Here is a 23,166-nt window from a genome sequence, read left to right on the forward strand (position 1 = left end):
GATGCACGAGTTGCTCGGTGCGGCAGATGCCTCAGCAGCCGACGCCGTGGGCGACCATGATCAAGAGCAGAGCCAGGCGGGCGGCTGCGGTGGACACACCTGCGCGTGCGGGGAGACCGATGATTCGGGTCTGCCGGAACTGGACGTCCGGAGTGTCCCGCATGTCATCCGGCATGCGACCGTGTTCGGTGCCCTCGAGTCGGTGTCACCCGGTGGTGGCGTCGTGCTGGTCGCGCCGCATGATCCGCTGCCGCTGCTGAACCAGATCGGCCAGCGCTGGCCCGGAGTCTTCGACGTCGCCTATTTGCAGCAGGGCCCGGACGCCTGGCGGCTCTCCCTGACCCGCGCCGCTTGACGGGTTGAATGGTCGTGCTCGCTGGGATCGCCCTTCGAGCCCGGCTACTTCGTCGTCGTTCGGAGAGGAAAAAGACGCCTCTCCTCTCTCCTCCTCAGCACGCCGGCGGGCGATCCCAGCCGCTCGCACTCCGGCTGAATGGTCGTGCTCGCTGGGATCGCCCTTCGAGCCCGGCTACTTCGTCGTCGTTCGGAGAGGAAAAAGACGCCTCTCCTCTCCTCCTCAGCACGCCGGCGGGCGATCCCAGCCGCTCGCACTCCGGCGCCCGAACTTCTGCACCGCTATCCACACCTGCCGTGGGTCTTGCGCCTAAAGATCCGCGAGGTCGGGCGATCAGCGCGCCGTGAACACATGCCAGATGATCACTGCGCCGCCGAGGAAGCAGGCGCCGATGGAGATCTGCTGGGTGGCCCGCTGAATCCGGGCCCGCAGCTGTGGGCTCAGTCCGGACTTGGCTGGCGCGATCGCGTGCAACAGCATCGGGAGCCAGGTCGGGGTCACCACGATCGCGATCACCACGATCAGCAACAGACTCCGGAGTGCCCAGTCGATCGACACGGCACCGAGTCGCTGGGCAACGCTGAGGAACAGCGGCAGGGTGGTGAAGTTGGTGATCATGCCGAGCAGTCCGGCTGCGAACAGTCCGCGGCCGTCTTTGGGCAGCGCAGCGTCCTGGCTGGCACCCGACGTCTTCGACGGGGAATGCGGTCGACGGCTCTTGACGAGCTGCTGTACGCCGTACCCGATCAGCACTGCGGCAAGCACCAGGTCAACACCGCGAGAGGTGAGCTCAGCGGTGATCTTCTGCGACGTGGCCGCGCCCATCAGCCCCATCGCGGGGACGCCGAGAGCCAGCAGGCAACAGGCTGCGCCGGCCGCAAAGAAGGCGCCTGCTTTGGCTCCTGCCGACTCGACGACGCGCGAGGCGTTCAGGAAGAGCACTGGGCTGACGGCGGCGAGCAGGACGAGCGGAAGGCTGTGCGCCACGAAGGCCGACAGAGTCATCGGATGATCCTAGAGACCTTGCGCCTGCTGCAGCGGCCAACTGGCTATGGTGACTGACCAGCGAGCAGGTGACTAATGCAGATAGTTGGCTCCTGCCCGTCGTGGGTGTTGTCGATGGAATTTCACCCTTCAGATTGCCTCCGAGAGGATTGTTATCTCCGATCGTCGTATTTCTTGTCGCGCAGGACCCTCCTACAGGCTAGTGTCCGGCAATCGAGTGCCGACCGGCGGCGCTGTCGATTCGGATTTATCAAGTCAGAGAGGACTGGAAGCGTGAAACTGGGAGACCGATCGGCCTCGCGGCGACGACGTGCAGCCGTCGCCTTGTCAGCAGCGTTCGTCGTAGGGGCAGGTGCATTGGCGACGCCCGCCTACGCTCAGCCGGACACCACAAAGCGGGTCACGGCCCAGGCTGAAGATCCCTGCCCGACACCGGTCTCGATCGCCGACGTCAAGCAGGATCTGGCCGATGGAAAGCCGGTTGTCGGCACGGGCTGGACGGTGGTCAAGGGCACTACGCCCGAGTCGTTCAAGGTGGAAGTGCTTGCGGTCATCCCAGATGGGATCGGTGCCGGACGTGACCTGGTGATGATCGAGGTCTCCGATCTCCCGAGCCAGAATGTGATCGGTTCCAATGGCATCTGGGCCGGTATGTCCGGATCGCCGGTGTATGTCGACGGCAAGCTCTTGGGTGCGATCTCGTACGGATTCACCTGGTCGGCGTCGCCGATCGGTGGACTCACCCCCGCGACGGACATGATGGAGTTGCTCAACGCGCCGACAGCCGGCCAGGCGAAGACCAAGGGTGCCGCCAAGAACAAGGTGACGCTGAGCGCTGGGCAGCGTCAGGCCGCGGAGGCTCGCGCTACGGCGGCGATTCCTCGTTCGCTGGAGAAGCTGCCGACTCCGGTGTCGGTGAGCGGGCTGAGCGACAAGCGCCTGGCGAGCCTGCAGAAGACCTTCGACAAATCGGGCCGCTCCTTCATCGCCTACCGGGGCGCCAGCGGCGGGAAGCCGGTCAGTTCGTCGGCGGTGCCGACTGCCCCCGTGCCCGGAGGAAACTTCGCCGCGGTGCAGATCTACGGCGACCTCACGGTTGCGGGCATTGGCACGACCACAGCTGTCTGTGGCGACAAGGTGCTGGCCTTTGGTCATCCGATGGACTTCGCTGGCAAGGTGAGCTACGGCGCGAACCACGCGAGCGCGTTGCGGATCATGAATGACGGAGCCGATGGTTCCTTCAAGATGGCCAATCTCGGCGAGAACTTCGGCATCGTCGACCAGGACCGGTTGGCCGCCATCCGAGCCACGATCGGCAGCGGCCCGGTGACGACCCCGATCAAGTCGAAGATCACCAACCTCGACAACGGGAAGTCGCGGACCGGCACCACGGAGTCCGCGGTGCCGGAATACACGGCCGCGGCGACCGTGTACGGGTTGTGGGCCAACTACGACTCGACGTTCGACAAGTGGGGCAAGGGGCTCGCCACCTCCTCCTGGACGATCAAGGGCACTCGGGCCGGTGGCAAAGCGTTCTCGGTGTCCCGCAGCGACATGTGGTCCGATCTCGGTGATCCGACCATCGATCCTGCGATCGAGGCTGCCGATGCGGTCGACGCACTGCTCTCGAACGAGTACGAGCCGGTCAAGATCACCAGTGTTGATTTCAATTCTTCGGTGAAGTCGGCGTACGAGCGGTATCGGATCACCAAGCTCGCCGTCTCGGTGAATGGTGGCAAGTACAAGAATGTCTCCTCCATCACGGTGAAGCCGAAGGCGAAGCTGAAGGTGCGGGTCACGATGCGTGGCTACCAGAGCACCGTCGACAGGAATGTCGTGCTGAATCTGAAGGTGGCGAAGCGGTATGCGAAGCAGATCGGAACCATCACGGTTCAGGGCGGTCTTTCCGCGGGATCATCGAGCTTCTTGGACGATGAGGACCTCAGCTGTCTGCTGATGGACTGCGATGAGTCCGAGGGCAGTCTGAACTCGATCATCTCCGACATCACGTCACCGCCGAAGAACAACGTGGTGCGTGCCGACCTGGACTTCGGCGAGAACGACGAGGGTGAGTTCAGCGGTGATGCGAGGACCTTCGCGGCTGCGCCGGTGACCGGCGAGAAGGTCATCGTGATCAAGGTCAAGAAGAAGTAGCCGGGTCACCGCTACCTCAACCCACGATCTGCTCGGGTTCGTCGGCTTCGCTCTATCTACAGATGGAGCAAGTCCGACGAACCCGAGCAGATCTGCGTTGGGGGCGGGGAGCGCGGTGGCCGGTCAGCGGGTGAAGCGCAGGGTGACCAACTGGAAGGGACGCAACCGCAAGTCAGCCACGCCGTCGACGAGGGTGCCGCAATCGCGAACCCCGTACGTGCCGGTGCGCTCCAACAGATCGGTCGCGACGACCGCGGAGGCGCCGTCGCCGAGTTGCACCCGGGCGGAGGCGCGCGCACCAAGAGACTCGTACAGCCGAACCACGACATCACCCGAGCGGTCGTTGGCGAGCTTGACCGACTCGACCACGACGGCCGGGTTGTCCACGGTGACCAGCGGCGTGAAGCCCTGTCCGCCCTGAACTGACCGGAGCGGCAGATTGGTCCGATAGCCCTCCTCGACGCCATCGCCGATCGCGGCCCCGGGCCTGACAGACACCGTCAACGTGTGCTCGCCCTGGTCTGCGTCGGGGTCGGGATAGAGCGGCGCCCGGATCAGCGACAGGCTCACCGTCGTGGTCGTACCGCGATCGGCGCGAGTGTGCCGATGGGCGCCGAACCCGTACGTGGAGTCGTTGGTCACCGCCACTCCGAAGCCTGGCTCGCCCACCCAGACGAATCGGTGCGCGCACGTCTCGAACTTCGCCTCTTCCCAGGACGTGTTGGTGTGCGTCGGCCGGAACAGGTGGCCGAACTGTGTTTCGGCGGCCACCTCATTCGCATGCACATCGAAGCCGAAAACCAGCTTGAGCAGCTTCTGCTGCTCGTGCCAGTCGATGTCGTGCTCGATGCGGACGGCCTCCGCGCCCGGGGCAAGCACGATCCGTTGTTCGATCACCGACCCGGCAGGGGTACGCCGGACGGTGGTCACCGTTGCGGCGCCGTCGGTCTCGGAGACCGTCAGGGAGTCGACCTCGTCGAGTTCGAGCACGGTACGTCGGTAGTACTCGTCGATGTCCCAGGCGTCCCAGTTGGCCGGCTCATCGCGATGCAGTCGCAGTACGTTCGACGGCTGCTCGGGACCCAGCGCCTCTCGTCCGGTGGCGTGCTCGACCAGCGAGACCAGTTGACCGTGAGCGTCGATGACGGCACGCACGATCGAGTTGTCGAGCACGATCCGGCTGCCGGTGTCGCCATCGATCGTGGACACCGTGGCCGGTGCGACGGTCGGCAGGTCGGTGCGGGCGACCGCCCCCAGAGCCGGTACGCCGTCGCGACCGTGCGGGGCAGCGTTCACCAGGATCTGCCCCTCCCCGGGGCCGACCAGCGCCGCCAACGCCTCCTCGATGATTGCGGTTGCCCCGGCGGTGATGGCCGCATGATTGCGCTCGGCATCGTGATGCACCCAGGCGATCGACGACCCGGGCAGGATGTCGTGGAACTGGTGCAGCAGCAACAACTCCCACAGTTCGGCGAGCCGCTGGTAGGGGTAGTCGTAGCCGGTTCGGACCGCGGCCGTGGCCGCGTACAGCTCGGCCTCGCGGAGCAGGTGCTCGTTGCGCCGGTTGCCCTGCTTGGTCTTGAGCTGACTGGTCAGGGTGCCGCGGTGCAGCTCCAGATACATCTCGCCCCGCCAGACGGGTGCGTTGCCGTACTCCGCTTCAGCGCGGGAGAAGAAGTCGCGCGGAGTCGACAGCTCAACTCGAGGTGAGCCGTCCAGGTCCGCCGTGCGATGGGCGGCGGCGATCATCTCGCGGGTGGGGCCGCCGCCGCCGTCGCCGTGTCCGTACGGCAGCAGCGACAGGTTGGCCGCGCCCTTCTCGGCGTACTGCCGGGAGGCGCGGGCGAGTTCCTCCCCGGAGACGATCGAGTTGTAGGTGTCCGCCGGCGGGAAGTGGGTGAAGACCCGGGTGCCGTCGATGCCCTCCCACCAGAACGTGTGATGCGGCATCCGGTTGACCTGGTTCCAGGAGATCTTCTGGGTGAGAAACCAGCGCGATGCGGAGGCGGCGACGATCTGCGGCAGCGCCGCGGAGTAGCCGAAGGAGTCCGGCAGCCAGACCTCCTCGGTCTCCACCCCGAACTCGTCGAGGAAGAACTGCTTGCCGGCCACGAACTGGCGGGCCATGGCCTCGCCGCCGGGCATGTTGGTGTCCGACTCGACCCACATGCCGCCGACCGGCGCGAACTGGCCGCGAGCGACCAGTCCCTTGATCCGCTCGAACAGAGCGGGGTAGTGCTGCTTCATCCACTGGTACTGCTGCGCCGAGGAGCAGGCGAACACGAAGTCAGAGTGCCGGTCGGCCAGGTCGGCGACGTTGCTCCAGGTCCGGGCCACCTTGCGTACCGTCTCGCGGAGCGGCCACAGCCACGCCGAGTCGATGTGCGCGTGGCCGACCGCGACCATCCGATGAGCCGAGGCGGCAGCTGGGGCTGCGAGGACCTCGGCCAGCTGCTCCCTGCCGGCGTCAGTGGTGCCGGCGACATCGGTCGGGTCGACCACATCCACCATCCGGCTGAGAGCGTGCAGGATCTCGTACCGGCGGGCATCTGTCGCACTCAGCTGCCCCATCAGGCCGCGCAGGGACCAGATGTCGCGCAGCAGTTCGTAGACCCCGACGTCCAGCAGGGTGACGTCGACAGCGCGCAGCTCATACTGCGGGTCGTCGCCGGCGGTCGCCTTGTCGCCCAGCAGGGTGGGCTGGAAGGCGCCGCGGGACATCGTCGCGCCGACGTCGGGGTTGGCGGCCGCCTCCAGATAGAAGTCGATCTTGTCCCCATCTGCCGGTGAGGCCGATAGGTCGACCGGCAGCCAGCGGTTGTCCGGCGAGATCGCCTTGATGATCGTGCCGTCGGTACGCCAGGCCAGCCCTTCGGCGTTGAAGCCCGGTCCGCCGGTGAACCCGAGATCGATATCGATCTCGATCCGAGTGCCGGGGACGTCCCGCCACTCCGCGGGCACCGTGCCCTGGGCGCGGAGCCACAGTGTCGACCACGGCCGTCCCCACCGGGATCCGATCTCGACCGGCTGGTAGGTCGCCGCCGCAGCCTCCTCGAACGGCACCGGTTCGTCGGGGACCGACCAGCCCAGCAGGGTCAGCGGACGGCGCTCGCGATAGAGGGCCGGTGTGAGGTGATCGCGTACGAAACGGTCGAGCCGCTGGGTCAGAAGATCGCCATGATCATGCACTTGAGGAGCCTATCGGGAGGTATGGAGTTCGAGGACGGTCCAGGAGAGGGCCGGCAATCTGGCGGTGAGGCGGCCGTCTCGTACCGTGTGATCATCGAACCGCACGGGCACGACCGCATCGTGCTGGACCGCGTTGGTGGCATGCCGGTCCTGTCCCGCGCCGGCATGCAGGGTGGTTGCGGCCAGTACTGAGGTGCCGCCGATCCCGCGCAGGTCCACCTCGAGCCGGGCGGTCTCGGTAAGACTTCGGTTGGCCACGAAGAGCGCTGCTCGACCGGACTCGGTGTCATAGGTCGCGGTCGCATCGACCAGCGGTACGTCGGTGTAGGCCGCGGAGTCGAACAGGTCCGAGGCGCCCACCACCTGAAGGATCTGCCCCCGCGCCAGCCGGCGCACCTGCTCGAACGGGTACGCGATGGTCTGCTTCCACGCTTCGCCACCGGGCTCGGAGCGCAGCAGTCCGATGACGTTGACCAGTTGAGCCTGACAGGCAACCGTGACCCGGTCGCCGTGCCGCAGCAGCGAGTTGAGCAGCGTCCCGACGACCACCGCATCGGTGACCGTGTAGTCATCTTCGATCAGCCGTGGATGTTTCTCCCAGGGAATGCCGGCGGGCTGGGGACCATCGCCGCTGAACCGCTGCTGGTACCAGACGTTCCACTCGTCGAAGCTCAGGTTGATCCGCTTCTTCCGGCCCAGCCGTGCCCGCACGGCATCCGCGGTCGCGACCACCGACTCGATGAAGCGGTCCATGTTGACCGCGCTGGCCAGGAAGGACAGGGCGTCGTCGCCCTGCTCCTCGTAGTAGGCGTGCAGCGAGATGTAGTCGACGGTGTCGTAGCAGTGCTCCAGCACCTCCGACTCCCAGGCGCCGAAGGTCGGCATCGAGGAGTTCGACGAACCGCACGCCACCAATTCGATGTCGCCGTCGACCAGCCGCATCGCCTTGCCGGTCTCGTTGGCCAGCCGGCCGTACTCGGTTGCGGTCTTGTGACCGACCTGCCACGGTCCGTCCATCTCGTTGCCCAGACACCACAGCTTGACGCCGAACGGATCAGCCGCGCCGTTGGCAATTCGCCGATCGGACCACGCGGTGCCACCGGGGTGGTTGGCGTACTCGATCAGATCGCAGGCCTCCTGCAGCCCGCGGGTGCCGAGGTTGACCGCCATCATCGGCTCAGTGCCGATCTTCTTGGTCCAGCTGAGGAAGTCGTGCAACCCGAACTGGTTGGTCTCGATCGAGTGCCAGGCCAGGTCCAGCCGAGTCGGTCGCTGGTCGCGGGGACCGATGCCGTCCTCCCAGCGGTAGTTGGAGACGAAGTTGCCGCCGGGGTAGCGGACGACGGTCGGCCCGAGCTCACGAGTCAGCTCGAGCACGTCGGTCCGCAGTCCGTCGGTATCAGCACTGGGGTGGTCGGGCTCGTAGATACCGGTGTAGACGCAGCGACCCAGGTGCTCGACGAAGGAGCCGAACAGTCGACGGGGGACCGGCGCCACGGCGTACGCGGCATCGAGGACGAGACGGGCGGCGGGCACGGGCGCTCTCCTGGGTGTGATCCTGGGTCTGGCGATCTGCTCGAGCTTGTCGGTCTCGCTCTATCTGTAGGTAGTGCAGATCCGACAAGATCGAGCAGATCTGGGGACGTCTCTGCAATCAGATCCCTATCTTGCAGGCACTACGCTGGGCGAGGTGAGTGAGTTGCCGATCTCGTCGCCCTACCGGAGCACTCCCGACGCGCCGGTCACCAACGAGGTGCGTGATCAACTGAGCAGGCAGCTGAATGACGCCTATTCGGCTGGGAAGATCGGGGAGGACGACTTCCGCGCGCGACTCGACACGCTGTTCGGAGCCCATCGGCTGGGCGAGCTGATCCCGGTCGTGCAGGGCCTGCCCCCGCTCCAGACGTACGCAGCGCCGGAGATCGTGGTCAGCAATGGCGGTCAGCCTGGCGAACTCACGACGGCGCGGGACGGCAGCAAGCTGACACTGGTCACTGGGGGAGCGCTGATCGGTGCTGTGATCCTGATCGTGATCCTGCTGGTGATCCTGCTGTAGATCCGCCTCAGTCGGCGGTGCCGGCGCCTCGTGCGGCGGCTCGCAGCTGGGCCGCCAGGTTGGCACCGGCTCCGAGCGGCCAGCGATGCATCACATAGTCGACCGCCTCGTCCACCTTCAGCTGCCGGGTCGAGTTGCCGGTCCTTACCCAGAGCTCCGTGCTGGCCGGGCCCTTGGACGCGCGGACGTACACCGGTCGTGGCGAGGACGGACAGGTCACCCGACAGATGTGGGTGCTCGCGCCCGCCACGTCCACGGCGCTGAAGCCGATGGCCGGCAGTGCGGCGGCGTTCTGGCCCAGGGCCTGGGTGAGGAAGTCGCGCAGCCACAGCTCGAACCGGTCGGGATCCGGCGACTTGACCACAGCGAAGTCGGCTGCCAGGCCGACAGCCTCGCCGTTGTCGTTGACACCGATCAGCAGGGTCCCGCCATCGGCGTTGAGGAAACCCGCCACGGTCTTGGCAATGACCTGTTCGATTCGGTCATCGCGAGCTTGGGTGTGCAGATTCCAGCGCGCGCTGGACTTGAACTCCAGCCGATCGGACTCGCCGCGCCGGATCAGCTCGGCGAGATCCGCGCTCGGCGCCGGAGGCTGCAACCGGCTCGCCAGCGCGGCGAATCCGGCCAGCAGAACGACTGTCAGGCCGAGGGCGAGCAGCACCACGCCGGGGCTCCACAGCCGCGGGCTGTCGAAGAGCAACGCGGCGACGAGCAGTCCGCCGGACAGGCCGAGGACGGCCAGCACGGTCGTCGTGCTGGTGCTCAGCCGGACCCGACCGCGTAGCAGCCAGCGCGCCAACCGGCCGAGAATGTACGCGGTCAGCAAGACAACCGGCAGCGCGAGCGACACCAGGATGACCGACTGTTGTCCTTGGATCACGTGCCGGACCCTAGCCTGTCCTGCGGTCCCGGTTGCCCCTACCCATCGGGCCGTTCTTGTGTTAGGGCAACCTAAATTCTGTGGTGGGAACCACACAGGCTGTGAAGCCGAGATCGGGTTGCCTTGGCTAGAGTGGGCTGATGCCGCGGCAACCCATTACGCAGCAAAAGATCGCCGAACACGTCCAGCGGCTGGGCGACCTCTACCCGCCGATCCCGCTGGGCTCGGTCGACCGCACGATCAAGGATCCGCGCGCGGTCGCCGCGAAGTTCGGGCACGTCATCGACTATCTGGCGCGGGTCGAACTGGAGGTCGACCGCAATGTGTTGGAGTTGCTCTGTCTGCTCCCCGATGTCGACGACACCAACAAGACGTTCTACGCCGATGTGTGGCAGCCCCAGGAGATCCAGCATGGGCTGATCCTCGACCGACTCCAGCAAGACCTCGGACGGACCGCCGCGGAGCCGCACCTGGAGGTCTCGTTCAAGATCAAGATCTTGGGCGCGCTGGCCAACTTGCCGGCCATCCAGGATGTCGCCAAGCTGCTCTACTTCTTGACCGGGGCCAGCACCGAGCGGCAGGCCGTGCTGGCGTACAACCAGATCAACACCGGTCTGCAGGAGCTCGGTGAGACTGCCATCACCGAGACGATCATCACCCCGATCAAGCAGCAGGAGCCGGGGCACTTCGCCTTCTACCAGATGTCGGCGACGGCGATGATCCAGGACAACGTGCTCCAGCCCTGGCAGCTCTATGTGGCGCGATTGATGCGGGAGAAGTCGTACAACCTGGTCGGCACCAATGCGATGGACCGCTACAAGGCGGACATGGGCGGCGTGATCGTCGATCTGGGGCTGAACGCGGACCTGGAGGGGTATGCCCGCGAGGTCGGCCGACTCGAAGCCCGACTGCTGTGGGCCAACCGCAACGGCATGGAGTTCCCGCCCTACATCCTCAAAGCCCTCCGCGAGAGCGTCGACCTCTACGAAGAGAGGTTGAAGCGCGAGGGCGCGTAGTTTCGAGCGAGGCGCCAGCCGAGCGAGCCCGTCGCGAGCGACCGCGCAGCGGAGCGCCCGGATCCGTCTGGACTGAGGAGAGAGCAGACGCGCTTTTTTGTCTGCGATCGACGAGGGAAGACGGATTCAATCGGCGCGCAGCGGAGCAGCGAGTGACGACCAGCACAGCCAATTTGGGTCTGCTCAGCATTTGGACTAGCATTGCCCGTCGGCCACTTCGTCGGTGGTCCGTTTCCGTATGTAGTCGATAGTAAGTGAGTTCATGGCGAAGAAAGAGGGAGCACTCGAGCTCGAGGGGACCGTCGTCGAGGCATTGCCGAACGCGATGTTCCGGGTCGAGTTGGCCAACGGTCACAAGGTGCTTGCCACCATCAGCGGCAAGATGCGGCAGCACTACATCCGCATCCTTCCGTCGGACCGCGTGGTCGTCGAACTCTCCGCCTACGATCTCACTCGCGGACGGATCGTCTACCGGCACAAGTGAGCCGGCCCTTCCCGTATGTCCACCATCGCATCGAGTTCCGCTGAAGCCTGCATGCAGGCTGGGGCGGGCTTGAGGCCGAGTCAGAAAGTAGCTCGATGAAGGTCCAGCCGAGCGTCAAGAGGATCTGCGACAAGTGCAAGGTCATTCGCCGGCACGGTCGCGTGATGGTGATCTGCGAGAACCCGCGGCACAAGCAGCGCCAGGGCTAGTCCCCGGCCAGGCCCGCCGGGGTTCCGCTCAGGTCGCCCTCGCAAGAGGCGCCTGCGCGACAGGTCACCGGCAAGCGCGTCGTCCGACGTACGTCCTGACTGCGGTCACGACGACAGACAACTGAATAGACAACCAACGTGATGGCACCCCAGGCGTAACAGCTTGGGTCCACCCCCGGTCGGAGGCCGGGGCCCTACCGCCCGGACCAGATCCGGGAAGCCACGGTCGGGGACGCATCACGCAGACACCTCCGCGGCGGCTCCCCGGCAGTCCCGGGCCCGACCGACAGCTACGAAAGGCAGTACCGCCTGATGGCACGTCTCATCGGGGTCGACCTCCCGCGCGACAAGCGCCTCGAGGTCGCACTCACCTACATCTACGGCATCGGCCACACCCGTGCCCTGGAGACTCTCGCCGCCACCGAGATCAGTGGCGACACTCGCGTTCACCAGCTGACCGAGGACCAGCTCGTCGTGCTCCGCGACTGGATCGAGGCCAACTACCAGACCGAAGGTGATCTGCGCCGCGAGGTCGCCGCCGACATCCGCCGCAAGGTCGAGATCGGCTCCTACCAGGGCCGTCGTCACCGCAGCGGTCTGCCCGTCCGCGGGCAGCGTACGCGGACCAACGCTCGCTCTCGCAAGGGTGCGCGCAAGCCCGTCGCCGGCAAGAAGAAGGCCCGCTGAACCGGCCTCGGCTGATCAGCGCGAGTAGAGACCAGGAGAGATAGAGCACGCATGGCTACAGCAGGCCGCAATACCGGCGCCAAGAAGGTGCGCCGCAAGGAGAAGAAGAACGTCGTCGCCGGTCAGGCGCACATCAAGAGCACGTTCAACAACACCGTCATCTCGATCACCGATCCCACCGGTGCGGTGATCGCGTGGGCGTCCGCCGGCACCGTCGGCTTCAAGGGCTCCCGCAAGTCCACCCCGTTCGCCGCCCAGATGGCCGCCGAGGCCGCGGGCCGTCGGGCCATGGAGCACGGCATGAAGCGGGTCGACGTGTTCGTGAAGGGTCCGGGTTCGGGCCGCGAGACCGCCATCCGGTCCCTCGGTGCGGTCGGTCTCGAGGTCGGCGCGATCTCCGACGTGACCCCCGTCCCACACAACGGGTGCCGCCCGCCCAAGCGGCGTCGCGTCTAGTCACCCCGGCCCAGAGAAACACGTAAGGACACAAGAAACAGATGGCTCGCTATACCGGTCCCATGACCAAGAAGTCGCGTCGGCTGGGTGTTGACCTGGTCGGTGGCGATACGGCGTTCGAGCGCCGCCCCTACCCGCCCGGCGTGCACGGCCGTGGCCGCACCAAGGAGTCGGAGTACTCGCTCCAGCTCCGCGAGAAGCAGAAGGCCCGTTTCTCCTACGGCGTGCTGGAGAAGCAGTTCCGCCGCTACTACGAAGAGGCCAACCGGATGCAGGGCAAGACGGGTGACAACCTGTTGCAGATCCTGGAGTCCCGGCTGGACAACGTGGTCTACCGCGCCGGCTTCGCCCGGACCCGTCGGCAGGCCCGTCAGCTGGTCTCGCACGGCCACTTCCTGGTCAACGGCCAGAAGGTGAACATCCCGTCGTACCGGGTCAGCCCGCACGACGTGATCGACCTCAAGGAGAAGTCCCACAACGTGACCCCGCTCGTCGTCGCCCGGGAGACCCACGGCGACCGCTCGGTGCCGGGTTGGATGGACGCGCTGCCGAACAAGATGCGGATCCTGATCCACCAGCTGCCCACTCGGGAGCAGATCGTGATCGACGTCCAGGAGCAGCTGATCGTCGAGCTCTACTCGAAGTAAGACCTCGTACGCCGGTCGATGGGCACCGGTTCGTTCGGTGCCCATCCGACGGTGTGCGAGGCAAGCAAGACCCGTACGCGTCGGATACGCGTGCGGTGCTGCGAGATCAAATAGCGGTTCTCGCAGGGAAGGAAGAACACCATGCTGATCGCTCAGCGCCCCACCCTGTCGGAGGATGTGCTCTCCGACTACCGCTCCAAGTTCGTCATCGAGCCGCTGGAGCCGGGCTTCGGCTACACCCTCGGCAACTCGCTGCGTCGTACGCTGCTGTCGTCCATCCCGGGCGCGGCGGTGACCAGCATCAAGATCGACGGCAACCTGCACGAGTTCTCGACCATCGAGGGCGTCGTCGAGGACGTCACCGAGATCATCTTGAACCTCAAGGGCCTGGTCGTCTCCTCCGAGGAGGACGAGCCCGTCACCATGTACCTGCGCAAGGCCGGTGCCGGTGCGGTGACCGCAGCCGATATCGCCCCGCCCGCCGGGGTTGAGGTGCACAATCCCGAGCTGCACATCGCCACCTTGAACGAGAACGGTCGGCTTGAGATGGAGCTGGTCGTCGAGCGTGGCCGTGGCTACGTCTCCGCGGTCCAGAACAAGGCCATCGACGCCGAGATCGGCCGGATCCCGGTCGACTCGATCTATTCGCCGGTGCTCAAGGTCACCTACAAGGTGGAGGCCACCCGTGTCGAGCAGCGGACCGACTTCGATCGGCTGATCCTCGACGTCGAGACCAAGCCGGCACTCCAGCCGCGGGACGCCGTCGCCTCGGCCGGCCGGACCCTGGTCGAGCTGTTCGGTCTGGCCCGTGAGCTGAACGTCGAGGCCGAGGGCATCGAGATCGGCCCGTCGCCGATCGACGAGCAGCTCGCCGCCGACCTGGCCCTGCCCGTGGAGGACCTCAACCTGACCGTGCGGTCGTACAACTGCCTGAAGCGGGAGGGCATCCACACGGTGTCCGAGCTCGTCTCCCGCAGCGAGCAGGACCTGCTCGACATCCGCAACTTCGGCTCCAAGTCGATCGACGAGGTCAAGCTGAAGCTGCACGAGATGGGCCTGTCGTTGAAGGACAGCGCGCCCGGCTTCGATCCGCTGAGCGCCATCGGTCGTTACGACGACCTCGACGAGGACGATGACGCCGACTACAGCGAGACGGAGCAGTACTGATCGCGCCCTCGGGCCGCGCAGTACCGAGTTCGGATCGACCCACCTGAGAAACCTGGAGAACTGAGATGCCTACACCTGCCAAGGGCGCACGCCTGGGCGGCAGCCCCGCTCACGAGCGGATCATCCTGGCGAATCTGGCCAGCCAGCTGTTCGAGCACGGCAAGATCGTCACCACCGAGGCCAAGGCCAAGCGCCTGCGCCCCGTCGCGGAGAAGCTGATCACCAAGGCGAAGCGGGGTGACATCCACGCCCGGCGCGAGGTGCTGAAGACCGTCCGTGACAAGGGTGTGGTGCATGTCCTGTTCACCGAGATCGCCCCGACCTTCGAGAACCGTGAGGGTGGCTACACCCGGATCACCAAGGTCGGCCCTCGCAAGGGCGACAATGCCCCGATGGCAGTGATCGAGCTCGTCACCGAGCCGGTCGCCGCCAAGAAGGCGACGCCGTCTCCGGTCGGCGGTTCGGCTGCGGCCACCGCCCCGGTGTCCGAGGCCAGCCCGGCTTCTCCCGCCAGCCCGGAGAGCGCCGATTCCGCGGCCAGCGCGGACAGCGCTGATTCCGCGGACAGCCCGGAGTCGCCGGCCAGCGCCGACGAGTCGCCCGCCGAGGAGAACAAGCAGGCCTGAGTCTCGGCTCCGGTTCTCCCGGTCGGCCTAGCCGGCTTGTACGAACGGACGGCGTCCATTCCTTCGGGGGTGGGCGCCGTTTCGGCTGTGCCGGGGTTCTCGGTCGTTGTTGGCCCGGGGGCGGAAGGCGTACGCGCCTGCTGCCTGGCTCGCGGTCGTCCTTGGCCCGAGGGCGCAAGACGTTCTCGGATCACTCTCAACGGACCTGCTCAGGCGAGATAGAGGGTGATCTGCCGAGTGTCCGGGTCCACGGAGACCTGGGGGAGGGCGTCGACCAGCGGGTTTGCGCCAGCGAGGATGCTCGCATCATAGGTGTGGGTCACGCCGATCACGGTGGCACCCGCGGCCAAACCAGAAGCGACACCCGCTGGGGCGTCTTCGATCACCACGCAGTCGGTGGGGGCGACCTCGAGCAACTCGGCCGCACGCAGGTAGGGCTCGGGATCCGGCTTGCCCACCGACACATCGTCACTGGTGAGAAAGACCGGCGGGGGCGCCATGCCGGCCTTGCGCATGCTGGAGGTCGCCAGCAGGGTGTTGCCGCTCGTCGCCACGGCCCACCGAGCGCCACCGGCGCTCAGCGTCTCGACCAGCTGCCGTGCTCCCGGCAGCCACACCACCGGCGCATCCGCTCGAGCCATGTCCGCGAGTGCCTCCTCGGCCAGCTGGGAGCGTTTGGCAACGGGCAGCCCCGGAATGAGTTCCTCGATCACCTGCCAGGCCGGGATGCCGTGCATCAACGGGCGGACGCGATCTGCCGGCACGCCGACGCGGTCTGCGAAGCGTAGCCAGGCGGATTCCACGGCAGCAGTGCTGTCGAGCAGTGTCCCGTCGAGGTCCAGCAGCAGGGCAGCAGCGGTCAGCTCAGTCACGCCGTCATTCCACCGGACAGCACCGGGCCGCGTCCACTCGAGGACTTCTGGTCAGAACCCCATGGCGAACGGATACCTGATCAGGAGCCCGGCGGACGGGGCCAGATGCCGCTGGGAGAACGCAGCCTAGACCAGGACCTCGCTCTCAAGCCGGGCGTAGCTGGTCTCCATGCCGTCGGTCATGCCGGTGGCCAGGATCGTGTCGCGCAGTTCCCGGCTCGGGTAGGTGATGAGCAAGGACAGCAGGGTCCCACCCTCGACGGAGGTGAGAGTCAGCTCATTCGTGGTGCCGGGCCCGTCCATGCCGATCATCCGTTCGGTGGTGACCTCGCGCGTCGGCGGATCGTGCTCGATCAGTTCGCCGGTGAATCCGAACCGTCCGGTGCCGTCCGCCTGCTGCCATTCGTACGTGTACGTCCCGCCGACCTCGGTCGCGACCTCGCACACCGGCATGGTCCAGCCGTCTGGGCCGAGCAGCCAGCGCTGCAGCAACTCCGGCTCGTGGTGGGCGTGCCACACCTGCTCGACGGTGCCGCGGATCACCCGGCTGACCCGGACATGGGTGTCGTCCAGGAGCTGCGCGTGCGTACCGGAGTCGGCGGCGAACGCGGCGAGATCGGCCAGCACCGTGTCCATCTGGCCCATCGCCGCGCGCATCCCCTCCTCCATGCCCATCTCGACCAGTTGCGCTAGTTGCTCGAGCGAGCCGAAGGTCGTCACGGTGGTGACCCGCGAGCCCGACTCGGTCGGTTCGAACGCGAAACGCATCTGCATCGACGGCATGTCGGGGTTCGGCACCCCGGGTGCGATCGCGAAGCCGTCCTCGACCTCGAACGACTTCTCCTCGTCGACGGCGAGGAACTCCCAGTAACCGTGGCTCTGGTCACCATCGGGCCCGGTCATCAAGTAGTGGGATCGGCCGCCGACAGCCATGTCGTGCCGGCTGAACGTGGCCGGCCAGGTCGGCGGGCCCCAGAACCGCTCGAGCTGGCGTGGATCGGCGTACGCATCCCAGAGCCGGCGGACCGGGACTCCGAAGTCGGCGACGACGGTCATCGTCAGTGCCTCGGTGTCTTTGGTGATGGAGGTGATGGGCATGATGCTGCCTTTCTGGAGTGGGGTCCGTTGGAAAGTGGACTCGTCGGAAGTGGGCTCAGGTTCGGTCCTCGGCGAGGAGGGCGTCGAGCCGATCAATGCGCGAGCGCCACAGTTGCTCGAACTCGTCAAGCAGCCGTTGCGCACGCCCGATGGCCTCCGGGTTGCCGCGGACGAGTCGTTCGCGGCCACTGCGATGCTTCGTCACCAGCCCGGCCCCTTCCAGAACGGCCACGTGCTTCTGCACCGCGGCGAACGACATCGCATAGGCCTCGGCCAGCCGCGACACCGATGCTTCGCCGACGAGGGTCCGTCGCACGATGTCTCGGCGGGTGGCATCCGCGAGCGCGTGGAAGATCCGGTCGACCTCCGCGTCACTGAGCTTCTGCATATCTACAACCATTTGGTTGTAGGTTAGCCCGGCGTTCGCGGTCCGTCAACCATCGAGCGGGATCTTCTGCCGGGAGCCATGGACCTCAGTGTCCGTGTGTGGCCCGGGGGCCAAGAACGCACCCAACCCGCACCCCGCACGCACACCCGACAACGGGCGAGCGGACAGCACAAGGCCCCGTCCACCGAAGTGGACGGGGCCTTGGGATGGACCAGGCCAAGGCTAGAGCGATTCGACCTCTTCGTGCTCGCCCACGTTGAGGTCGATCTTGGAGTGCAGCTTGGGCACATCGGCCACCAGCTTCTTGGTGTACTCGTGCTGCGGGTTGAAGATCACCTCGTCGACGGTGCCCTGCTCGACCATGACGCCGTGCTCCATCACCAGGACCTGGTCGGCCAGATAACAGGCCTGGCCGATGTCGTGGGTGATGAACAGCACGGTCATCCCGAGCTCGTCGCGGAGATCGGTGAGCACATTGAGGATGTTCACCCGCAACGAGGCGTCCAGCATCGAGGTCGCTTCGTCGGCGATCAGCAGTCGAGGCCGCAACATCAGCGCACGGGCGATCATCACCCGCTGCCGCTGACCGCCGGACATCTGGTGCGGATAGCGATCGAGCACCGAGGTGTCCATCCCCACGTGGCCGAGCGCCTCCACCAGTCGGTCCTGCCCGATGTTCTCGTCCAGCAGCCGCAAGGACCGGTAGAGCAGGGTCTTCACGGTGAAGAACTGGTTGAACGAGGAGAACGGGTCCTGGAACACCGCCTGCACGTTGCGCCAGTAGGCGTTGCGATCGCGGCCGGTCGGGTTGGTGAAGTCCTTCCCGTCGAAGGTGACCTTGCCGGAGGTGATCGGCAGCAGACCGAGCACCATCCGGGCGATGGTCGACTTCCCAGAACCGCTCTCACCCACGATCGTGGTGATCGTTCCCGGCTGCAGGGCGAAGGTGGCCTCCTTGACCGCCGTGACCGCCGTCTTGCCCGACCCGAAGGTCTTGGTCAGCTTCTCGGCTTTGAAGAGCTCGGCCATCAGTGCTTCACCTCCGGGGCGTCGAACAGCGAGCGGTCGTACGAGCTCATGCCTTCGATCCTGATCTTGGCGTATTTGGGTTCGGGCGTGAGCACCGAGCTCAGCAGCGCCTGGGTGTACGGGTGTTCCGGGTTGTCCACGATCACGTCGGTCGGTCCGGTCTCCACCATCCGGCCCTGATACATGACCCCGATGTGGGTGGCAACCGTACGAAGCGCCGGCAGATCGTGGGTGATGAAGATGACGCCGGACATGATCCGCTTGTCCAGCATCTCCAGCAGCATCTCGATCAGTGCCTTCTGCGACGAGACGTCCAGCGCGGACGTCGGCTCGTCGGCGATCAGCAGCCGAGGGTTGAGCAGGGTGCTGATGATCGTCACCACCCGCTGCTTCATGCCGCCGGACAGCTGGTGCGGGTACGCGTCCAGCGCACGAGGCGGTAGCCCCAGGCTGACCAGCCGGTCCCGGGCCCGGTCCAGCGCCTCGTCCTTGCTGACCTTGCCGTCATGGGCCCGCATCACGTCGAAGACGAGATCGCGGATCCGCATCGTGGCGCTCACCGAGTTCATCGCGCCCTGCGGCAGCATCGAGACGACGGCGCCTCGCCAGGTCCGGGGGATCCGATCCATCCGGGCCAGGTTCTGTCGTTCGCCATCGATCTCGACCGTGCCGCTCTCCACGACCAGCGGCGAGCGCGCGGTCAGCGAGATGATCGAGCCGAGCGTGGACTTGCCGCTGCCGGATTCGCCGGCCAGCCCGAGCACCTCGCCTTCCTGGATCGTGACCGAGACGTGGTTGACGCCGACGACAGGCTTGCCATTGGGTGTGTAGTAGACGCCGAGAATGTCCTGGGCGTCGAGCAGAGTCCCCATCAGGCCTTGTCCTCCTGGTTCTCGACGGGTGCCGGCCCCTCCACCACGCCGGCGGCGGTGAGGGAGGGCGCGGGCCCTTCAGCGGCCGGGACCAGATACTTGGGATCGAGCGGCTTCTTCTTGATCTTGCCGCGCCGCAGCCGCGGGTTGAAGATCTCGTCGAGGCTGGACTGCAGCAGCAACAGCGAGAACGAGATCGTGGTCAGCATCAGGGTCGGCGGCACGAAAGCCCACCAGGCGCCGGTGCGGACCGAGCCCCAGGCGATCGCCCAATAGAGCATGATGCCCAGGCTGACCGCGTTCGACGGGCCGAGGCCCAGCATGCTGAGCGTCGACTCCAGCAGAATTGCCCCGGACACTTGCAGCACGAAGGCCATCACCACGTACGACAGCAGGTACGGCAGCACGTCCCGCAGCAGGATCGACCAGAATCCCGCCCCCGAGAGCAACGCGACATCGATGTGCTCACGGGTCCGGACACTGGTCGTCTGGGCCCGGACAGCTCGAGCGAGCCATGGCCACGACGTGATGCCCATGACGAAGGCCAGCGTGAAGATGCTGCGGTTGTCCAGCGCGACGCTGAGCAGCACCACCACGATGATCACCGGGATGACCAGGAAGATGTTCGTGAGGGCTGACAGCAGGTTGTCGACCAGACCACCCCGGAAACCGGCCACGATGCCGATGATGAGGCCGATGATGGTCGCGAGCGTGCCGGCCAGCAGCCCGACGATCAGTGAGGTCCGGGTGCCATAGACCAGGTTGGCGATCACGCTCTGGCCCTCGTTGTCGGTGCCCAGCAGGAGTGGTCCCCAGCCGGCGGGCCGGTCATAGAGCCCACCGACCGTGGCGTTCGGGTCGGTTTGCACGACCAGCGGGCCGACCAGGCCGACCAACAGGACGGCGATGATCAGGACTGCGGCAACATAGAAGCGAGGGCCGAAGTTCGAGAGTTTCATCAGCGGTCTCCACTCTGGGCGGCTCGGATGCGGGGGTCGATGATGCCGTACAGCAGATCAACGGCGAAGTTCGCGACCAGCATCGCCAGCGTCAGGATCAGCATGATCGCCTGGATCACCGGATAGTCGTTCTGCCCGATGGCGTTGAACAACAAGGTGCCCAACCCGGGATAGGAGAACACCAGCTCGATCACCAGAGCGCCGGTGATCATGCCGGCGATGGCCAGGGCCAGACCGGTGATCTGCGGCAGCATCGCGTTCCGGAAGATGTAACGGACGGTGGTCCGGTCCCGCAGACCGAGACCGCGCCCGTAGTTGACGTAGTCCGCGCCCAACTCGTAGATGGCCATCGATCGCATGCCGACTGCCTGACCGCCGATGAACACCAGCACGATCGACCAGAACGGCAGCCAGAAGTAGGTGATCGCGTCACCGAAGAAGGTCAGCGAGAACTCCGGCGACATGCCGAACGAGTACGCGCCGCCCACGGGGAAGAAACCGCCCTTCACCGCAGCGAGGAACAGCAGGATGATCGCCAGGCAGTAGGGCGGGATGGAGGAGAGGAAGAGGGCGCCGAGGAAGATTCCCCGGTCGAACCAACCGCCCTTGAAGGCGGCGATGGCACCCACGATGTTGCCGACGACCCAGCCGACGATGATCGCCGGCAACTGGAGCGCGATGCTCCAGGGCAGCGCTTGGCCGATCAGTGAGTTCACCGATGCGGGGTACTGCGCGAACGAGGTGCCCAGGTTGCCCTGTAACACGTTGCCCACGTAGGTCAAGAACTGCCGCCACATCGGCTGATCGAGACCGAACTCCCGCATGTAGTTCTCGTAGATTGCCTTGACCGCGTCTCCACTGGCTCCCCCGCCCCGGGTCATGTTGGCGACAAGTGCGTCAACCGGGTTGCCCGGGATCAGCCGGGGGAGAATGAAGTTCAGGATCAGCGCGACAAAAAGTACCAGCAGGTACCAGCCGATCTTGCGCATGAAATAGCGCACCATGTTCATCTGGGTGCCACCGCCTCCTCGTTGTCGATCAGTCCGTCAGCTGCCGACCTTCTTGATCTTGAAGAACCAGGTCATGCCGGCACCGGACCACATCGGCGGGGCGTACGGGTTCTCCTCGGTCGGGAAGTTCTCCCAGTTGGACTGGTTGAACTGATAGAAGCTGAGCGGGCGATACATCAGCGGGACGCAGGGGATCTCCTGGCGGAAGATCTTGTCCAGCTCGGCGTACGCCGCCTTGGCCTCGTCGTCGGTCTTGGCGCCGGCCGCGGTGTCCAGCAGAGCAGCCACGCTGGAGTTCTCGTAGCGACCGAAGTTCCAGTCGGCCCGCTTGCCGATGTCCGGCACCCCGCGCTTGTCCATGGCATCGCGGAACCGACGCCACGGGCTGGCCGGGCTGACGCCGGCGTAGGTGTTCATGATCAGATCGAAGTCGCCGCTCTGGATCCGCTGGGTCCAGGTCGGTGCCTGCGGGAACTCGGTGGAGATGCCGATGCCGATCTCCGCGCAGGACTTCGACACGATCTCCAGCGAGGTGTTCCAGTCGGTCCAGCCGGTCGGACAGGACGCCTTCCAGCCGCCCAGCTTGGTGCCGTCGGGCAGCACATAGATGCCGTCGGAGCCCTTCTTGGCCTTCAGGTCGCCCTCGAGGATCTCGACGGCCTTCTCCTTGTTGTACTTCCAACCCTCCGCCTCAGCGGCCGCCTGATCGAAGAACTTGGACTCGTAGCCCTCCGGGATCATCAGGGACGGCTGGACCGCGGCGGAGTAGTCCGACATGGCGGTAGAGGCGATGTTCGGGGTGTTGATCGCGTACGCGATCGCCAACCGCACCTTCGGGTTGTCCAGGCCCTTCTTGGTGGTGTTGAAGATCAACAGCGGAATATTGCCGGGCAGGTAGTACGGCTTCTCCTTCAGCCAGGTGCCGACCGGCTTCTTCTTGTCCTCCCACATCTTCCAGATCTGAGCGGTGAACTGCTGCGAGGCGTCGATCTCACCGCTCTCCAGCTTGAGGTCGCCGTCGTTGTTGCTCTTGAAGATCGGGTGGTTGACGGTGGCCATCGGCGGCGTGCCGAACACGGCGTTGCCCCAGTAGTTGTCGTCCCGGGTGAGGTTGACCTGCGTCTGGTCGGCCTTGTCCAGCTTGAACGGGCCGGAGCCGACCGGCTCCATGTTGGGCTCGGAGACGATCTTGTCCGGGGAGATCTTGCTCCAGATCGCCTTCGGCAGGATCGAGGTGCTGGACAGAATGCCCTTGACGAAGAGCGGGTTGTACGGCTTCGCCTTGAGCTTGACGGTCACCGTCCGGGGATCGGTCGCCTCGATGCTGTCGACGTAGTCCCACACCGTGCTGAAGGTCAGCGCCGTCTGCTTGCCGAGGTCGAAGGTGAAGGCCACGTCCTCCGCCGTCAGCTCGCTGCCGTCGGACCACTTGGTGCCGTCCTGCAACGGCAGCACGAACGTGTCGTCGTCGGGCTGCTGCAGTTCCTTGGCCAGGCCCGGCGCGAGCGTGCCATCCAGCATGTTGAACCGGACCAGGCACTCATAGATCAGCTCCGGCTGGTTGCCGGCCGGGTTGGACGGGAAGGCCGGTGTGGCGCCGTACGGGTTGAAGCTGGTCGGCGCGCCCCACTGGAAGCCCGCGACGAACAGCGTCTCGCCGGCGGCGCCGGCGCGACCACCACCGCCGCCACCGCCACCTCCACCACTGTTGCCGGTCTGCGCCGTGCCGCAGCCGGCGGCCGTCGTGCCGATGACCGCGCCGCCGACGGCGAGGCCGGCGACGGAGAGGAACCGACGACGGTTCGGGGACCAGCCGGTCACCGCGGAGCGGATCTCCGCCGTGAGGCTCTCGTGATCTTGCTGATCGTTCATTGCTTCCTTCCTTTGGAATGCGTGATGAAACTATCGGCGCGGCCGGCGGCCGATCCGAGACTGGGTCGGCCGGAGGCCGAGTGAGGAGGGAGTCACAGCAGTGGTGACGTCGCGTCGGGGCACCGCACAGCAGAC

General features: G+C 66.0%; 23 protein-coding genes. 11 read left to right on the plus strand and 12 right to left on the minus strand.

What is annotated here, in order from left to right; genetic code table 11:
- The first annotated feature begins 46 nt into the window (after positions 1 to 46).
- Positions 47 to 355, plus strand: a complete 309-nt coding sequence (locus tag MLP_RS28865) for a DUF2249 domain-containing protein (protein WP_231851462.1) — start codon at positions 47 to 49, stop codon at positions 353 to 355.
- A 333-nt stretch (positions 356 to 688) separates the two neighbouring features.
- Here the strand turns inward: MLP_RS28865 and MLP_RS26095 are convergent, their stop codons facing one another.
- A complete protein-coding gene (locus MLP_RS26095; RefSeq protein WP_013862053.1) occupies positions 689 to 1,360 on the minus strand; it encodes a GAP family protein in 672 nt (223 codons plus the stop codon).
- Between the two features lie 174 nt (positions 1,361 to 1,534).
- Here MLP_RS26095 and MLP_RS05645 point away from each other — a divergent pair, with 174 nt between their 5' ends.
- The gene (locus MLP_RS05645; RefSeq protein WP_172641543.1) at positions 1,535 to 3,514 is read left to right on the plus strand and encodes a SpoIVB peptidase S55 domain-containing protein; all 1,980 of its coding nucleotides are present in this window, start codon (positions 1,535 to 1,537) and stop codon (positions 3,512 to 3,514) included.
- A gap of 123 nt (positions 3,515 to 3,637) precedes the next feature.
- On the opposite strand, the gene MLP_RS05650 is transcribed toward MLP_RS05645, so the two are convergent.
- A complete protein-coding gene (locus MLP_RS05650; RefSeq protein ID WP_013862055.1) occupies positions 3,638 to 6,703 on the minus strand; it encodes an alpha-mannosidase in 3,066 nt (1,021 codons plus the stop codon).
- Positions 6,704 to 6,712: 9 nt separating this feature from the next.
- A complete protein-coding gene (gene arfA / locus MLP_RS05655; RefSeq protein WP_013862056.1) occupies positions 6,713 to 8,239 on the minus strand; it encodes an arabinosylfuranosidase ArfA in 1,527 nt (508 codons plus the stop codon).
- Positions 8,240 to 8,393: 154 nt separating this feature from the next.
- Here arfA and MLP_RS26100 point away from each other — a divergent pair, with 154 nt between their 5' ends.
- The gene (locus MLP_RS26100) at positions 8,394 to 8,759 is read left to right on the plus strand and encodes a DUF1707 SHOCT-like domain-containing protein (RefSeq protein ID WP_013862057.1); all 366 of its coding nucleotides are present in this window, start codon (positions 8,394 to 8,396) and stop codon (positions 8,757 to 8,759) included.
- A 7-nt stretch (positions 8,760 to 8,766) separates the two neighbouring features.
- Here MLP_RS26100 and MLP_RS05665 read toward each other — a convergent pair whose 3' ends face one another.
- Positions 8,767 to 9,639 carry an AlbA family DNA-binding domain-containing protein gene (locus tag MLP_RS05665; protein WP_013862058.1) on the minus strand — a complete coding sequence of 291 codons (873 nt, stop codon included), beginning with the start codon at positions 9,637 to 9,639 and terminating at the stop codon, positions 8,767 to 8,769.
- A gap of 140 nt (positions 9,640 to 9,779) precedes the next feature.
- On the opposite strand from MLP_RS05665, the gene MLP_RS05670 reads away from it, so the two are divergent.
- The 8 genes from MLP_RS05670 (at position 9,780) to rplQ (ending at position 14,931) form a co-directional block, all read left to right on the plus strand.
- On the plus strand, positions 9,780 to 10,655 hold the full coding sequence (locus MLP_RS05670; RefSeq protein WP_013862059.1) for a hypothetical protein: 876 nt from the start codon (positions 9,780 to 9,782) through the stop codon (positions 10,653 to 10,655).
- Positions 10,656 to 10,917: 262 nt separating this feature from the next.
- Positions 10,918 to 11,139 carry a translation initiation factor IF-1 gene (gene infA / locus MLP_RS05675; protein ID WP_013862060.1) on the plus strand — a complete coding sequence of 74 codons (222 nt, stop codon included), beginning with the start codon at positions 10,918 to 10,920 and terminating at the stop codon, positions 11,137 to 11,139.
- A gap of 95 nt (positions 11,140 to 11,234) precedes the next feature.
- A complete protein-coding gene (rpmJ, locus tag MLP_RS05680; protein ID WP_013862061.1) occupies positions 11,235 to 11,348 on the plus strand; it encodes a 50S ribosomal protein L36 in 114 nt (37 codons plus the stop codon).
- Between the two features lie 312 nt (positions 11,349 to 11,660).
- Positions 11,661 to 12,035 (plus strand): 30S ribosomal protein S13, encoded by a 375-nt coding sequence (gene rpsM, locus MLP_RS05685; RefSeq protein ID WP_013862062.1) that lies wholly within the window; start codon positions 11,661 to 11,663, stop codon positions 12,033 to 12,035.
- Positions 12,036 to 12,086: 51 nt separating this feature from the next.
- On the plus strand, positions 12,087 to 12,491 hold the full coding sequence (rpsK, locus tag MLP_RS05690) for a 30S ribosomal protein S11 (protein ID WP_013862063.1): 405 nt from the start codon (positions 12,087 to 12,089) through the stop codon (positions 12,489 to 12,491).
- 41 nt (positions 12,492 to 12,532) lie between these two features.
- On the plus strand, positions 12,533 to 13,138 hold the full coding sequence (gene rpsD / locus MLP_RS05695; protein WP_013862064.1) for a 30S ribosomal protein S4: 606 nt from the start codon (positions 12,533 to 12,535) through the stop codon (positions 13,136 to 13,138).
- A 141-nt stretch (positions 13,139 to 13,279) separates the two neighbouring features.
- The gene (locus tag MLP_RS05700) at positions 13,280 to 14,305 is read left to right on the plus strand and encodes a DNA-directed RNA polymerase subunit alpha (protein WP_013862066.1); all 1,026 of its coding nucleotides are present in this window, start codon (positions 13,280 to 13,282) and stop codon (positions 14,303 to 14,305) included.
- A 65-nt stretch (positions 14,306 to 14,370) separates the two neighbouring features.
- Complete coding sequence (rplQ, locus tag MLP_RS05705) at positions 14,371 to 14,931, plus strand: 50S ribosomal protein L17 (RefSeq protein ID WP_013862067.1); 561 nt, start codon at positions 14,371 to 14,373, stop codon at positions 14,929 to 14,931.
- Positions 14,932 to 15,140: 209 nt separating this feature from the next.
- Here the strand turns inward: rplQ and MLP_RS05710 are convergent, their stop codons facing one another.
- From MLP_RS05710 to MLP_RS05745, 8 genes are all read right to left on the minus strand, one after another.
- Positions 15,141 to 15,803, minus strand: a complete 663-nt coding sequence (locus MLP_RS05710; protein WP_013862068.1) for an HAD-IA family hydrolase — start codon at positions 15,801 to 15,803, stop codon at positions 15,141 to 15,143.
- 126 nt (positions 15,804 to 15,929) lie between these two features.
- Positions 15,930 to 16,901: an SRPBCC family protein gene (locus MLP_RS05715; RefSeq protein WP_013862069.1), complete on the minus strand. Its 972-nt coding sequence runs from the start codon at positions 16,899 to 16,901 to the stop codon at positions 15,930 to 15,932.
- A gap of 55 nt (positions 16,902 to 16,956) precedes the next feature.
- The gene (locus MLP_RS05720; protein WP_231851421.1) at positions 16,957 to 17,289 is read right to left on the minus strand and encodes an ArsR/SmtB family transcription factor; all 333 of its coding nucleotides are present in this window, start codon (positions 17,287 to 17,289) and stop codon (positions 16,957 to 16,959) included.
- 222 nt (positions 17,290 to 17,511) lie between these two features.
- The gene (locus MLP_RS05725) at positions 17,512 to 18,318 is read right to left on the minus strand and encodes an ABC transporter ATP-binding protein (RefSeq protein WP_013862071.1); all 807 of its coding nucleotides are present in this window, start codon (positions 18,316 to 18,318) and stop codon (positions 17,512 to 17,514) included.
- Complete coding sequence (locus tag MLP_RS05730) at positions 18,318 to 19,190, minus strand: ABC transporter ATP-binding protein (RefSeq protein WP_013862072.1); 873 nt, start codon at positions 19,188 to 19,190, stop codon at positions 18,318 to 18,320. Before MLP_RS05730 ends, MLP_RS05725 begins: the two co-directional genes overlap by 1 nt.
- Entirely contained in the window at positions 19,190 to 20,149 is a 960-nt protein-coding gene (locus MLP_RS05735; RefSeq protein ID WP_013862073.1) for an ABC transporter permease, read from the minus strand. Before MLP_RS05735 ends, MLP_RS05730 begins: the two co-directional genes overlap by 1 nt.
- Positions 20,149 to 21,159, minus strand: coding sequence for an ABC transporter permease (locus tag MLP_RS05740; RefSeq protein ID WP_013862074.1), 1,011 nt, complete (start codon positions 21,157 to 21,159; stop codon positions 20,149 to 20,151). Before MLP_RS05740 ends, MLP_RS05735 begins: the two co-directional genes overlap by 1 nt.
- A gap of 36 nt (positions 21,160 to 21,195) precedes the next feature.
- The gene (locus tag MLP_RS05745; protein WP_013862075.1) at positions 21,196 to 23,031 is read right to left on the minus strand and encodes an ABC transporter substrate-binding protein; all 1,836 of its coding nucleotides are present in this window, start codon (positions 23,029 to 23,031) and stop codon (positions 21,196 to 21,198) included.
- Positions 23,032 to 23,166: the final 135 nt, after the last annotated feature.

Origin of the sequence: Microlunatus phosphovorus NM-1 (genome assembly GCF_000270245.1) — a bacterium.
Lineage (GTDB): Bacteria > Actinomycetota > Actinomycetes > Propionibacteriales > Propionibacteriaceae > Microlunatus > Microlunatus phosphovorus.

Bases quoted from the DNA above. Each gene is read 5' to 3' on its own strand.
- MLP_RS26095 (WP_013862053.1), bottom strand. From the start codon at position 1,360: ATGACTCTGTCGGCCTTCGTGGCGCACAGCCTTCCGCTCGTCCTGCTC.
- MLP_RS05670 (WP_013862059.1), top strand. From the start codon at position 9,780: ATGCCGCGGCAACCCATTACGCAGCAAAAGATCGCCGAACACGTCCAG.
- infA (WP_013862060.1), top strand. From the start codon at position 10,918: ATGGCGAAGAAAGAGGGAGCACTCGAGCTCGAGGGGACCGTCGTCGAG.
- rpmJ (WP_013862061.1), top strand. From the start codon at position 11,235: ATGAAGGTCCAGCCGAGCGTCAAGAGGATCTGCGACAAGTGCAAGGTC.
- rpsM (WP_013862062.1), top strand. From the start codon at position 11,661: ATGGCACGTCTCATCGGGGTCGACCTCCCGCGCGACAAGCGCCTCGAG.
- rpsK (WP_013862063.1), top strand. From the start codon at position 12,087: ATGGCTACAGCAGGCCGCAATACCGGCGCCAAGAAGGTGCGCCGCAAG.
- rpsD (WP_013862064.1), top strand. From the start codon at position 12,533: ATGGCTCGCTATACCGGTCCCATGACCAAGAAGTCGCGTCGGCTGGGT.
- MLP_RS05700 (WP_013862066.1), top strand. From the start codon at position 13,280: ATGCTGATCGCTCAGCGCCCCACCCTGTCGGAGGATGTGCTCTCCGAC.
- rplQ (WP_013862067.1), top strand. From the start codon at position 14,371: ATGCCTACACCTGCCAAGGGCGCACGCCTGGGCGGCAGCCCCGCTCAC.
- MLP_RS05715 (WP_013862069.1), bottom strand. From the start codon at position 16,901: ATGCCCATCACCTCCATCACCAAAGACACCGAGGCACTGACGATGACC.
- MLP_RS05720 (WP_231851421.1), bottom strand. From the start codon at position 17,289: ATGCAGAAGCTCAGTGACGCGGAGGTCGACCGGATCTTCCACGCGCTC.
- MLP_RS05725 (WP_013862071.1), bottom strand. From the start codon at position 18,318: ATGGCCGAGCTCTTCAAAGCCGAGAAGCTGACCAAGACCTTCGGGTCG.
- MLP_RS05730 (WP_013862072.1), bottom strand. From the start codon at position 19,190: ATGGGGACTCTGCTCGACGCCCAGGACATTCTCGGCGTCTACTACACA.
- MLP_RS05735 (WP_013862073.1), bottom strand. From the start codon at position 20,149: ATGAAACTCTCGAACTTCGGCCCTCGCTTCTATGTTGCCGCAGTCCTG.
- MLP_RS05740 (WP_013862074.1), bottom strand. From the start codon at position 21,159: ATGAACATGGTGCGCTATTTCATGCGCAAGATCGGCTGGTACCTGCTG.
- MLP_RS05745 (WP_013862075.1), bottom strand. From the start codon at position 23,031: ATGAACGATCAGCAAGATCACGAGAGCCTCACGGCGGAGATCCGCTCC.